At 43.3% G+C, this 13,378-nt stretch carries 13 protein-coding genes; 9 read left to right on the forward strand and 4 right to left on the reverse strand.

Features of this window, described 5'->3' with window-relative positions; genetic code table 11:
- The first annotated feature begins 78 nt into the window (after positions 1-78).
- From hemA to hemB, 9 genes are all read left to right on the forward strand, one after another.
- Complete coding sequence (hemA, locus tag FMM05_RS17230; RefSeq protein WP_143374663.1) at positions 79-1,335, forward strand: glutamyl-tRNA reductase; 1,257 nt, start codon at positions 79-81, stop codon at positions 1,333-1,335.
- Complete coding sequence (gene hemC / locus FMM05_RS17235; RefSeq protein ID WP_143374664.1) at positions 1,332-2,252, forward strand: hydroxymethylbilane synthase; 921 nt, start codon at positions 1,332-1,334, stop codon at positions 2,250-2,252. The genes hemA and hemC overlap by 4 nt, the downstream gene beginning before the upstream one ends.
- A complete protein-coding gene (locus FMM05_RS17240; protein WP_143374665.1) occupies positions 2,252-2,917 on the forward strand; it encodes a uroporphyrinogen-III synthase in 666 nt (221 codons plus the stop codon). The genes hemC and FMM05_RS17240 overlap by 1 nt, the downstream gene beginning before the upstream one ends.
- Before the next feature lie 199 nt (positions 2,918-3,116).
- The gene (gene hemE / locus FMM05_RS17245; protein WP_143374666.1) at positions 3,117-4,139 is read left to right on the forward strand and encodes a uroporphyrinogen decarboxylase; all 1,023 of its coding nucleotides are present in this window, start codon (positions 3,117-3,119) and stop codon (positions 4,137-4,139) included.
- Between the two features lie 114 nt (positions 4,140-4,253).
- Positions 4,254-4,628, forward strand: coding sequence for a hypothetical protein (locus FMM05_RS17250; protein WP_143374667.1), 375 nt, complete (start codon positions 4,254-4,256; stop codon positions 4,626-4,628).
- Between the two features lie 88 nt (positions 4,629-4,716).
- Entirely contained in the window at positions 4,717-5,265 is a 549-nt protein-coding gene (locus FMM05_RS17255; RefSeq protein ID WP_143374668.1) for a GNAT family N-acetyltransferase, read from the forward strand.
- Positions 5,255-6,160 (forward strand): oxygen-dependent coproporphyrinogen oxidase, encoded by a 906-nt coding sequence (gene hemF, locus FMM05_RS17260; protein ID WP_143374669.1) that lies wholly within the window; start codon positions 5,255-5,257, stop codon positions 6,158-6,160. The genes FMM05_RS17255 and hemF overlap by 11 nt, the downstream gene beginning before the upstream one ends.
- Entirely contained in the window at positions 6,151-7,104 is a 954-nt protein-coding gene (locus FMM05_RS17265; RefSeq protein ID WP_143374670.1) for a DUF4421 family protein, read from the forward strand. Before hemF ends, FMM05_RS17265 begins: the two co-directional genes overlap by 10 nt.
- 135 nt (positions 7,105-7,239) lie before the next feature.
- On the forward strand, positions 7,240-8,217 hold the full coding sequence (gene hemB, locus FMM05_RS17270; RefSeq protein WP_143374671.1) for a porphobilinogen synthase: 978 nt from the start codon (positions 7,240-7,242) through the stop codon (positions 8,215-8,217).
- Positions 8,218-8,296: 79 nt separating this feature from the next.
- Here hemB and FMM05_RS17275 read toward each other — a convergent pair whose 3' ends face one another.
- The 4 genes from FMM05_RS17275 to FMM05_RS17290 are packed head-to-tail and all read right to left on the reverse strand — an operon-like array spanning position 8,297 to position 13,377.
- Positions 8,297-9,985, reverse strand: a complete 1,689-nt coding sequence (locus FMM05_RS17275) for an ABC transporter ATP-binding protein (protein ID WP_143374672.1) — start codon at positions 9,983-9,985, stop codon at positions 8,297-8,299.
- 19 nt (positions 9,986-10,004) lie between these two features.
- The gene (locus tag FMM05_RS17280; RefSeq protein WP_143374673.1) at positions 10,005-11,267 is read right to left on the reverse strand and encodes a murein hydrolase activator EnvC family protein; all 1,263 of its coding nucleotides are present in this window, start codon (positions 11,265-11,267) and stop codon (positions 10,005-10,007) included.
- 16 nt (positions 11,268-11,283) lie between these two features.
- Complete coding sequence (locus FMM05_RS17285) at positions 11,284-12,060, reverse strand: DUF4292 domain-containing protein (RefSeq protein WP_143374674.1); 777 nt, start codon at positions 12,058-12,060, stop codon at positions 11,284-11,286.
- A gap of 6 nt (positions 12,061-12,066) precedes the next feature.
- Positions 12,067-13,377 carry a tetratricopeptide repeat protein gene (locus FMM05_RS17290; RefSeq protein WP_143374675.1) on the reverse strand — a complete coding sequence of 437 codons (1,311 nt, stop codon included), beginning with the start codon at positions 13,375-13,377 and terminating at the stop codon, positions 12,067-12,069.
- Position 13,378 lies beyond the last annotated feature (1 nt).

Below are 13,378 nucleotides of genomic sequence, written 5' to 3' on the forward strand. Positions count from 1 at the left end.
CGACACAAATAGGACTTACAGCGTTACTTTTTAAAAGCGTATAGTTATAATTTTGTGAAACTTTTAGGAAAAGTGTATATGGATCATAACAACATGTCGAAGCACCAGTATTTTTATGCAGTAGGATTAAGCTACAGGAAAGCTGATGCCGAGACCAGGGGGAAATTTAGCTTAGATGCAGAATCGAAAGAGGCGGTTTTGGAGCAGGCAAAACAAGAGGGTATCAGCAGCCTTATTGTTACCAGCACCTGTAACCGTACCGAAATTTACGGCTTTGCGCAACACCCTTTTCAGCTTATAAAATTACTTTGCGACAACAGCCGCGGCACTGTTGAAGAATTTCAGCGTGCTGCTTTTGTATATAAAAATAATGAGGCCATTAACCATGTGTTTCGTGTAGGTACCGGGCTTGACAGCCAGATATTAGGCGACTTTGAAATTATAAGCCAGCTTAAGCAAAGCTTTACCGAATCTAAAAACCACGGGCTGGCCAACAGCTTTACAGAGCGTTTTGTAAATAGCGTTATACAGGCAAGCAAGCGCGTAAAGAACGAAACCGAACTGAGCAGTGGCGCTACATCGGTATCTTTTGCATCGGTACAGTACATTATGAATAATGTACAAGATCTTCAAAACAAAAATATACTGCTTTTTGGTACCGGAAAAATAGGCCGCAATACCTGTGAGAACTTGGTTAAGCATACTAAGAACGACCACATTGTACTTATTAACCGTACCCGCGAAAAAGCCGAAAAAGTAGCCGGTAAATTTAACCTTGTAGTTAAAGATTACGATTTGCTTCCGCTGGAAGTACCAAAGGCTGATGTGCTTGTGGTAGCCACCGGTGCGCAATTGCCTACTATAGATAAAGACATGCTGGTGCTTAACAAGCCCCTGCTTATATTAGACCTTTCGGTACCTAAAAACGTTCACCCTAATGTGTTAGAATTGCCAAACGTTACGGTAATTCACCTGGACGACCTTAGCAAGATTACCGACAGCACTTTAGAGAACCGTAAAAAACATATTCCTGCAGCAGAGGCTATTATAGACGATGCGATGGAGGAATTTACAGAGTGGACCAACGCCCGCAAATTTGCCCCTACAATTAATGCTCTAAAGGAAAAACTTAACAGCATTGCCGATAACGAACTTAACTTTCAACGAAAAAAAATAAGTAATTTTGATGAAGAGCAGGCCGAGATCATCAGCCAGCGCATTATTCATAAAATTACTACCCATTTTGCCAATCACCTTAAAGACCGCGATACTGTGGTAGACGAGAGCATTGAGTGGATAGAGAAAGTATTTAGGATAGAAAATCCCGTAAAATGAGTAAAACCATAAGGATTGGTACCCGCGACAGCGAACTTGCCCTCTGGCAGGCCCACACCGTAGAGAAAAAGCTTAACGACCTGGGATATAGTACCGAGATTGTTGCTGTAAAATCTACAGGCGATCTTATATTAGATGTGCCGCTATATGAACTGGGCATTACCGGTATTTTTACCAAAACGCTGGATGTTGCCATGATTCGTGGCGAAGTAGACATTGCCGTGCATTCTATGAAAGATGTGCCCACTGCCCTGCCAAAAGGTATTGTGCAGGCTGCCGTTTTAGATCGTGCCGACTCTCGCGATATTCTGGTACACAAAGGCAACACCAACTTTTTTACAGATGTTGCCACTATTGCCACCGGAAGCCTTCGCAGGCAGGCGCAATGGCTTAACCGTTACCCCAACCACAATGTGGTAGACCTGCGCGGTAATGTAAATACCCGATTAAAAAAATTAGAAGAAAACAACTGGCAGGGCGCTGTTTTTGCCGCTGCCGGCCTGGAGCGCATTAACCTTACGCCCACCAACCACATAATGCTGGACTGGATGATTCCCGCCCCGGCACAAGGGGCAATGGTAGTGGTTGCCATGGAAAACGACGGTTTTTGCCGCGAAGCTTTAGCCAACCTCAACCATAAACCTACTGAGGTAGCTACATTTATAGAGCGCCAGTTTTTAAAACAACTGGAGGGTGGCTGTACGGCCCCTATTGGCGCATTGGCAACTTATATTGATGATGAGATTAGGTTTGAGGGTGTACTACTGTCTATAGATGGCAGCCAGAGGCTTCACATAGAAAAAGTGATTGCGCTTGATGGCGACATTGTTCATTTTGGGAAGAATTGTGCCAACGAGATTCTGCACAACGGCGGTGCCGAACTGATGGAACAGATAAAAAGCGAACTTAAAAAATAATGGCAAGGGTATTCTCTGCTAAAAAACTGCAGCCCAACCAAAAGCAATATTTGCTTAATGCTGGGCTATCGGTCTTAGAGGCAGATTTTATAACCACCCACGCCAAGCCTTTTGATATAAACAGCATAAACCACAACCTTATATTCACCAGCCAAAATGCCTTTAAAAGTTTTCTGAATAATAAATTAAGTGGGGTATTTGCAGGCAGCAACGTTTTTTGCGTGGGCAGCGTTACAAAAACTATAATAGAGCAGGCAGGTTTTATTGTACTGGCTTACGCCGATGATGCGCAAGGCCTGTCAGAAATAATAATAAACGAATTTGCAGGCGAGAGTTTTACGTTCTTTTCGGGGAGCATTCGTAAAGATACCCTGCCCGATGCGTTGGCAGCAGCCGGAGTAACCTTTAACGAGATCGAGGTATACCAAACCGTGCTAACCCCGCAACGCATAACCGCAACGTTAGATGGGATACTGTTTTTTAGTCCGTCAGCTATTGAGAGCTATTTGCAGCAAAATACTATTACAACAGAGACCTGCTTTTGCATTGGGGCAACCACCGCAGCAGCGCTTAACGGCATCACTACTAATATAGTTGTTGCCAATAAGCCAAGTGTAGAGAATGTTATAGTGCAGGTACGGAATTATTACAGAGATGCTAATTAACACGCACCTCTTTACGCGTCGTCATTGCGAGCGAAGTGCAACGGAGCGCGGCAATCTCACTCGTTGAATAATGAGATTGCCGCGGTCGTACCTCCCTCGCAATGACAGCCGAATGGATGGGAGCGTAATACTCTAAATAAACATAAAAATTTAAACCTGCAAGGTTTTAAAAACCTTGCAGGTTAGAAAAATAACCACCATGATAAAGAACGACCTTTTTTTAAAAGCATTACGTAATGAGCCTGTAGAACGCCCACCTGTGTGGATGATGCGCCAGGCAGGCCGCTATTTACCCGAATTTAGGGCATTGCGCGATAAATACGACTTTTTTACCCGTTGCCAGACCCCTGAGCTTGCTGCCGAAATTACGGTGCAGCCCATTCGTATCGTTGGTCCGGATGCTGCCATATTGTTTAGCGATATACTGGTAGTACCGCAGGCTATGGGCATAGAGGTGCTTATGAAAGAGAGTGTGGGTCCGTTTTTGCCTAACCCAATTCGTACACCGCAGGATGTGGAGAGGGTAATTGTTCCGGACATTCATGAAACATTAGGTTATGTAATGGATGCGATTAAGCTTACCAAAGAAATGCTGAATGACGAGGTTCCGCTTATAGGCTTTGCCGGTTCTCCGTGGACTATCTTTTGCTACGCTGTAGAAGGTAAAGGCTCAAAAAGCTTTGATACTGCTAAAGGCTTTTGCTTTTCGCAACCGGAAGCGGCGCATGTGCTGCTTCAAAAAATAACCGATACCACTATTGCCTATCTAAAAGAAAAGGTAAAAGCAGGTGTTAATGCCGTACAGGTTTTTGATAGCTGGGGCGGTATGCTTAGCCCGGTAGATTACCAGGAATTTTCGTGGAAATACATCAACCAAATCGTAGAGGCGCTGGCTCCTGAAACCCACGTTATTGTGTTTGGTAAAGGCTGCTGGTTTGCACTTGGCGATATGGCACAGAGCAAGGCATCGGCACTGGGTGTAGACTGGACGTGCAGTGCACGCAATGCGCGTTACCTTTCGGGAGGGCGCATAACCCTACAGGGTAATTTCGACCCAAGCAGGTTGTTATCTCCCATCCCGACCATTAAAAAAATGGTGCACCAAATGATAGACGAATTTGGTAAAGACAATTACATAGTAAATTTAGGCCACGGCATTTTACCAAACATTCCGGTAGACCACGCCAAGGCATTTATAGATGCGGTTAAGGAGTATAAATAAGCCTCTCCCCAACCCTCTCCAAAAGAGAGGGAGTAGCTTCACTCAGTCTACGAGATTGGGATTGAGTGAAGCTAATTCCCCCTTTGGGGGTTAGGGGCTGATAAAAATTAAAATATGCCTGTAAGTTTTGGGATGCGCAATGAAGAGAACGAACGCATAAATAATGTGCTTAAGCAGCTGGTAGCATTAACTTTTGTGCCTGAAAACTGGAACGAGGGCAATGCAGCAACGCAACTGCAAAAACTGGGACTGTCTTTAGAGGTTTTGAAAACGATAAGCATTCAGGAGCTAACAGATTATTTGCTCATGTACCACATGGACTGGGCTAATATGGAGCTGTTTGCCGATGTTGTGGCATCGCTTTCTACGAAAGCGGGGCTGGAGCTTCTTAAAGAGAAAGCCGTTGGCACATATAACTTTATACAGCAGGAAAGCAAAATGTTCTCGTTCGAGATCATGGGCAAGGTTAATGCGCTTAACAAGATTTAACTATAAAGTGGCGCAAAGCTAACGGTTTGGCTTTGTGCTGTTAAATAAAGTGGCTTTCTTTGTAAGACACAACAAAAATCATGTATCCATGACAGCTACCACCTGGAAAACCGATACCATTGCCGATATACTTTCGGAAGAGTTTTATGCCCTTATCGACAGGAACCGGGAGCACATCCGCAAAACGTTTCCGGTTACATTACGGGGCTGTACCGACCTGGAAAGCACCAAAAAATTTATAGGCGAGGCTATAGACAACCAGATATGGAGCGAAAATTTTTACTTCTACATTCGTCATATTGCAAGCAATAATCTTATTGGGTACATCGTGGTTAAAAACATCAATATGGATATTTCTAAGTGCGAGCTGGGTTATTTTGTAGATAAAGATTTTGAGGGGCAGGGTATTATATCGCAGTCGGTTACCAATGCGCTTAACTATTGCTTTGGCGAACTGCAAATGAACAAAATTATCATCTGTACATCGCGCACCAATACCGCCAGCCAGCGTGTAGCCACCAAACATGGCTTTATACAGGAGGGCATTTTACGCGAAGAATTTAAAAATATCGATGGGGTACTGGAAGACATTGTGTACTTCGGGCTCCTGAAATCAGCATATCAAAATGAAAGATAAATTTTACAGCTATATACAATCACTACAGGAAGCCATAACATTAGGCCTTGAGGCGGCAGATGGTACCGCTAAGTTTAAAGAAGACATATGGCAACGCCCCGAAGGTGGCGGTGGCCGTACCCGTGTTATAGAAAATGGTAGTGTGTTCGAGAAAGGCGGGGTAAACATATCGGCCGTTCACGGTCCGCTTCCTCCGGCTATGCAGGCGTATTTTAATGTGGGCGATGTCGATTTTTTTGCCTGTGGGCTAAGCCTTGTGCTGCACCCGGTAAATCCGTTTGTGCCAACGGTACATGCCAACTGGCGCTATTTTGAAATGTACGATAAACAGGGCAACGTGGTAAACAGCTGGTTTGGCGGTGGGCAGGACCTTACCCCATATTATTTGTTTGATGAAGATGCGGTGCACTTTCACCAAACCTGTAAAACAGCCTGCGACAGGCACAACCCTGAATTTTATCCGAAATTTAAAAAGCAGTGCGACGAGTATTTTTGGAATGTCCACCGCAACGAAGCCCGTGGCATTGGCGGCCTCTTTTTTGACCACTGTAAGGCAACCGACGATTTTAGCATGGAAGACTGGTACAACTTCGTGACCGAAGTTGGCAATAGTTTCCTTAAAGCCTATGTGCCTATTGTAGAGCGCCGCAAACATTTAGAATATACACCTGAAAACCGTACCTGGCAGGAAATTCGCCGTGGGCGCTATGTAGAATTTAACTTAGTGCATGATAAGGGAACGCTGTTTGGCTTAAAGACCAATGGCCGCATAGAGAGTATTTTAATGAGTCTTCCACCGCATGTGCAATGGGTGTACGACCATCACCCCGAGGTGGGTAGCGAGGAAGCGCGACTAATAAACATATTAGAAAATCCGTTAGCGGCATGGGTATAAAACGGTTTACAATAGCAGCGGTTTTAGCTTCGGGAGCCTGCATGGCCCAACCCGATAGCACAGCTGTTGCTTATTATAAAAAGTTTGACAACAACCTTGCAGTACAACTATTTACACTAAATACATCAAATACCTTTACGCTGAGTTATGATCAGGATCAAACTACGGTAAATGTTATCCCTAATGCAAAAACAACATTAGGCGTGGCGGTTCAGTACGATATTATCGCATTTAGCGTTGGTTTTGCGCCTAAATTTTTTAAGGAAAATAAGGCTAATACCGATAAAGATTCTAAAATGACCTCTTTTAGCTTTAACTTTTTCCCGGGGCAGTGGATGCAGCGTTTGGACATTTACTATCAAAAAGGAATTACATTAGAGGATGCAGATTCCGGTTACGGCCTTTACCTGCCTAACTTAAAAACGCTTAAAGTGGGCGGCTCTACCGCCTACTTTTTAAATAAAAACTTTTCTTTTAGCGCTACCGAATTTCAAAATGCCAAGCAGCTTAAGAGTGCGGGTAGCCTTGCGCCTACGCTTTTATATTATTATACTGAATTAAATGGCAAAAAACAGGAGGGTTTTGGCAGTACGGCAACTTATATAGATGTGGCCGTTGCACCGGCTTATTATTACAATTGGGTAATTGCAAAAAATTTTATGCTCTCAGGCGGCGGGTTAATTGGTGCCGGATTTTCGAGTGTGAAAGATGATACCACCAATAGTTCATTTTTACTCACTGGCTCAATAAATTTGGCTGCCGGTTATACCGGTGAACGCTTTTTTTGCGGAATCAACAGCCGTGCGTTGTTCTTTAACCATAATGCAGGCGATAATGTCACTATGAATGATGTTATTGGCTACGGTACGTTGTTTGCAGGATACCGTTTTGATCCTCCGGGATTTTTAGAACGGGGAAGAAAGAAGATTGAAGAAAAGTTATGAAGAATGGTTTTAAGTTGACGGTAACAGTTGACAGAAGAACGACAAAAATGAATCTAAAGATAAAACTTATATTGTAAAATAATTAAATGATGTTAACGAATCACCAAAGTTAACTGTCAACTTAAAACTAAACTTATGTACCCAATACACAGAAACAGACGCCTTCGTACCAACGAATCGATACGCTCATTAGTTCGCGAAACTACCATAAGCCCAAATGACTTTATGTTCCCAATGTTTGTTGCCGAAGGCACAGGCGTTGAGGTTCCGCTTGGCTCTATGCCGGGTTTGTTCCGCCGTTCGTTAGACCTTACGGTTAAAGAGGTTAAAGAGCTTTGGAGCCTTGGTATTAAAGCCGTGAACATTTATGTAAAGGTAAACGACAAACTTAAAGACAACGCTGGTAAAGAAGCATGGAATAAAGACGGGCTTATGCAGCAAACCATCCGCGCTATTAAGGATGCCGTACCAGGAATGATCGTAATGCCCGATGTTGCTCTGGATCCCTACTCTATTCACGGGCACGATGGTATTGTGGAGAATGGCCTTATTATTAACGATGCTACGGTTGATGCCCTTACCCGCATGAGCGTGAGCCATGCCGAAGCCGGCGCGGACTTTGTAGCGCCCAGCGATATGATGGATGGCCGTGTTTATGCCATTCGTAAAGCGTTGGAAGAAAGCGGATATCACGATGTGGGCATTATGAGTTACAGTGCCAAATATGCATCGGCGTTTTATGGCCCGTTTCGCGATGCACTGGATAGCGCCCCAGGTTTTGGCGACAAAAAAACCTACCAGATGGACTATGCCAATCGCATAGAAGCTATTAAAGAAGCCTTACATGATGTTGAGGAAGGCGCTGATATTGTTATGGTGAAACCCGGAATGGCTTACCTTGATATTGTTCGCGAGGTTAAAAATGCGGTTAATGTACCCGTTGCCGTGTACCAGGTTAGTGGCGAATACGCCATGGTTAAGGCCGCTGCAGAAAGGGGCTGGTTAGACCACGATAAAATTATGATGGAGCAGCTATACTGCATTAAGCGTGCAGGTGCCGATATTATCTCTACCTACTTTGCCAAAGAAGCAGCTATAATTTTGAATAAATAAATGGCTGATATTGCTGATGCTAAGCCTGTATAATAGTCTGAATTTATATAATAACAGGCTTATAGCATTATAAACATAGCTACTCGCCGGGTATCGCGGCAATAAGTTTTTTAGTATATTCTTTTTGCGGATGCTCATAAAGGGCATCTGCTTCGTTCATTTCTTCAATTTTGCCTTTGTTCATAACCAGCACCTGGTCGCTCATGTATTTAACCACGGCGAGGTCGTGCGAAATGAATATGTAAGTAAACCCAAAATTCTCTTTTAGCTCATTAAGCAAATTAAGCACCTGTGCCTGCACCGAAATGTCAAGGGCTGATACACTCTCATCGCACACAATTAGCTTCGGCTGAAGTGCTATAGTGCGCGCTATGCCTATACGCTGGCGCTGCCCACCAGAGAATTCGTGGGGGTAACGATTGTAGTGCTCTTCGCCCAGGCCTACGCGGTTAAGTATCTCAATTACTTTTTCGCGACGTTCATTATCATTTTTGTACAGTTTATGTACCTGCATAGGTTCCATAATGGCTTTGCCCACGGTTATGCGCGGGTTAAGCGACGAATACGGGTCCTGAAAGATGATCTGTATCTCTTTCCTGAGCGTGCGGATGTCTTTCGGCGAAAGCTTTGTAAGGTCGGTACCGCGGTATAATATCTTACCTGCCGTTGCTTTATCCAACTGTAATATAGCATTGCCAAGGGTACTCTTACCACAGCCTGATTCGCCTACAAGGCCCAAGGTTTCGCCTTCGTATATTTTAAAGCTAACATCGTCAACCGCTTTAAAGGTGGTATTCCTGCCAAACAAACCAGCTGATGACACGTACTCTTTTTCTACATTGATCACTTCCAATAAGGGTTGCTGGCTGTAAAGTGCCTTATGTTTTTGTTCACGCTGTTGCGGAGTAACCTCTGTACTATTTACGGTATTTCGTAAAAAATCCTGAATGGTAGGCAGGCGTTCCAGCCTAACATTTAAAGATGGCCTCGAATTAATGAGCGCTTTAGTATATGTGTGTTGCGGATTGTGAAATATTACCTGTGCTTCGCCTTGTTCTACTATCTCGCCACGGTACATTACGAGTACCCTGTTGGCAATTTCGGAAACTAACGACAGGTCGTGCGAAATAAAAATGATGCTCATTTTGGTTTCCTGCTGCAATTCTTTCAAAAGCAGGATAATCTCTTTTTGAACGGTAACATCCAGTGCTGTAGTGGGCTCGTCGGCAATAAGTATTTTGGGTTTGCAGGCAATAGCCATTGCTATCATAACCCGCTGCTTTTGTCCGCCCGATATCTCGTGCGGATAGCGGTTGTATATCTTGTCAGGGTTAGGCAGCTTAACTCTGGCAAACAGCTCTAACACCTTAGTTTTTATTTTTTTGGATGAAAGGGAAGTGTGTTCTTTGAGGATTTCCTCAACCTGAAAGCCACATTGCAACGAGGGGTTAAGCGAACTCATTGGTTCCTGAAAGATCATGGCCACATCGTTACCACGCAAACTGCGTAGGTCTTTTTGGGGTAACGCCGAAATATCGCGGCCTTCAAAAGTAATTTTGCCCTCTGTAACAGCAAGGATGCCTTTAGGCAGCAATCCCATGATAGCAAGCGAAGTAACCGATTTACCCGACCCTGATTCGCCCACAATGCCCAGTATCTCATTTTGATTCAGTACAAAGTCGCTGTTTTTTACAATAGACAGCCACTGGCCGTCTTTTCTGGCTGAAATAGTAACGTGGTCTATGTGCAGCAATGGGTTGTTGTTCATAGGTATAAGAACAAATTTATTATTGCGCTATCCAGCTGGATGGGTTTAGGTTGGTGGTGTTTTGCAGCACGTAAAATTTAAGTACGGTTTCGTTAGTAACCGGGTTGGTGGCTACAGTACCAATACTCTGCTTAAGGCCTACTTTATCGCCGGAGCCTACATTAACCGATTCCATATTGTAATATACTGTAATAAAGTCACCATGCTGTATGTACACAATTTTGTTACCAGTGCCTTTTATAAGCTGAACGCTAAGTACCTCGCCGCCAAACACAGCCCTTACCGGTTCGTTAGGGTTCGTGGTAATATCTACACCACTATTGTGTACGGCAACATCTTTTAAAACCGGGTGAGGCTGGTTACCATACCCCATAGAAATATAGCCGTGTGCCACAGGGTAAGGCAGCCTGCCCTTATTAGCCTTAAAGTTATCTGATACTACTTTGCCCTCTTTAGTAAGTACAATTTTATTAGATGAGGTATTAGAAGCCGTTGCAGCAGCGGCTGTGGTTGTTTTAGACTCCACGTTGCTTTTAGCGGTTTTTTTATTGGCGGCAGCAATTGCATCGCGTATGGCGCGGTCTATTTGCCTGTCAATATCTTTGGCCTCTTTTTGTTTTTTGTTGATTTCGGCAGTATACTTTTTCTTGTCTTTTTGAATGGTCTTTACCAGTTTTTGCTGCTCTTCACGGTCTTTTTCAAGAGTTTCCTTTTGCTTTTCGCTTTCGGTAAGCAGTTTTACCTTATCCTTTTTCTGAACCTCAAGTTTTACCACGCGCTGGTTAAGTTCGGTCATTTTAGTACGCAGTTCATCGCCCTGTATTTTCCTGAAACTTGCATACTGTTTCATGTATTGCAGTCTCTTATAGGCCTGTAAAAAATCTTCAGATGATAACAGGAACATAATACGGCTTTGCTCAGAACGGTTCTTGTAAGCGTTAAGCAGCATGTTGGCATAGTCTTCCTTAAGTACCTTAAGTTCCCTGTTAAGCTTGTTTATTTTAAGCTGGCCCAAGTAAATATCATCGGTAATAAGGCGGGTTTGCCTGTGCGTGGTAGAGATAAGCTTTTCGCTTAGCTTTATCTTGGTTTCGTTATCTGAAATTTTAGTGAGTACCGATTTTTCCTTAGAGCTCTCTGTTTTAACAAGGCTGCTAAGCGCCTTGATCTCTTTCAGGATCTCTGCTTTTCGCTGTTCCAGTTTCTTTTGCTCGGCACCTCCCTGTGCACGGCCCAAGGTACTGATGCCAATAAGGAAAATAGTAAGGAATAATCGTTTCATGGTTGGTTATAGTGGTTTACTCAATAAAGATCTGCTCAAAGCCCTCAGGCACATCATACGGAAAAGTAAGCTTTTCATCAAACTTAACCGATGTATATTCTATGTTTATGTTAACCTTGTCTTTTTGTTGGGCTTCAATTTTAATCTGAGCCGGTAACGTTGCCTGTGGGAAACTGCTGTGTGCAGGATACTCTATATGCAGGCTGCGCGGCTCTTGCCCACCCTGAGATACAATTTGGTCTTTAAGCAGGTAGTTGGCGCCTTCAAATAAAAATTCTTTTAAAATGCCGCCACCAGCTTTGCCCGTAAGCTTGTATTTATCGGCATCTATAGACGATTTATAGCTGCCTTTGGTAAGGTCATCCAGGGCTTCGCCTATCAGCATGTTTTGTACTTTACTGTAATCCAGTTCTGTACCCAGCCATTTACTAAGTGCAGCATAATTGCCATCAAAATAGGTATTGTTTATCTTTTCATAATAGCTAACGCGTGTAGGGGTAATAATAGCTTTTGCCATAGTAATACCCAAAAACTTAATGCTTACCAATATGGTTTCATCCTTTTTTATCCGGATCTCGGCACTAACACTTTGCGATTGTTTTTTATCCTTGTACTTAGCGCTTGCATTAATATGCAGGGTTTCAAAATTTTTAGGGTTTTTGTAATGCCCTTCAATAATTTCTATGGCTGTTTTATCGCTGCCTGCGGCAGCTTCTGTAGCTACTGCCGCCCGTTGGGTTTTACAGCCAACAAGCATAGTCAGGGTAAATGCAAATAGTAATAACTTCTTCATTTTAGCTTATTTGTTTTTTCCGGCAATACCGCTCTTAGCTTCGTCTAATTGCTTTTTAAACCCGGATTGTAGTTTGGCGTCATCCACTACAAAATCCATTCCGTTTTCCAGCCATTCCTTAGCTTTTGCATATTGCTGCAGCCTGTTAGCCCCCAGCCCTGCATAATAATACAGGCGCGCCTGGGTAGGGTACAGGTCTATAAATTCAGTTGCTTTTTTAAGCAACTTATCGTTTTGGGCGCTTTCGGCATAGGTTTTAAGTAATAACTCAATCCCTTCAATATCATCACTTTTAGCTTCCAGGCCTTTCTCAAAATACTGTGCAGCCTCTGCATACTTGGCTTTGTTGAAAAAGAACTTACCCACCTCTTTAGGTACATTTACATTCTTATCGCCCTCAAAATAGGTTACAGCTTTCGCCAGATTGCTGCTGTACTTAGGGTTATTATTGGCAAAAATAAGAAACTCGTTTAACACACGGTGCTTTATTTTGCTGTCTATCTTTTTGCTTTCCAGTATCCTAAACATGGATGTTGAAGCCTTATCACCGTCATTGTTATTAAGGTGGAATTTAAACAGGCTTACCTGCGCCCAGTCACTTTCCGGGATCGCTTTTTCAAGCCTTCGGGCAACTTCCTCGGCCTTGGCCTCTTCATTACTATCCGAATACAAATATATAAGGTCAAGGTAATTAGACTCTACCTTCGGATTTTTTTTGATGGCTTCTTCCAGCGTTTCCTTTTGCGGCTTTTTAAATTTGTTGTCGCTCATGATCTGGAGCTTGTACATTTCGCGTTTTTCGCTCATGCCCACGCTCTGCTCCATCTCGTTTATAAGTGCCAGTGCCTTATCATACTGTTGCGTATACATATACAATGAAACCAGGTCTTCCTGGTAAAAATCCTTACGCCACTCTATAAGCTTTTGCACAATAGGTATCGACTTATTAAAGTCTTTCGTTTCATAATACACATCATACAAGCCCTGCCAGTACCAGCGGTTTTTAGGGTCAAGATCTTTAGCCTTCATAAATGCCTTTTCCGCTTCTGGATAGTTTTTAAGAGACAGGTAGTTTTTACCTAATTCATTGTATACCGCAGCGTTGTTAGGGTCTTTAACCTGGGCTTTTTGCAGCGACTGTATGGCCTTATCGTAATTTTCAATTCCTTTTTGCTTTAGCGCTTCGTAAAAATTATTTACGAATTCATTATTAGCCAGTGCAATAGAGTCGGGCTCCTGCTGCTGGGCATACGATGTTACAGGGCCTGTAACCGACCCTGAAAACGCTATCGCATAAAAAAGAATTTTAAACTTCATG

Origin of the sequence: Flavobacterium zepuense, from assembly GCF_007097145.1 — a bacterium.
GTDB classification, from domain to species: domain Bacteria; phylum Bacteroidota; class Bacteroidia; order Flavobacteriales; family Flavobacteriaceae; genus Flavobacterium; species Flavobacterium zepuense.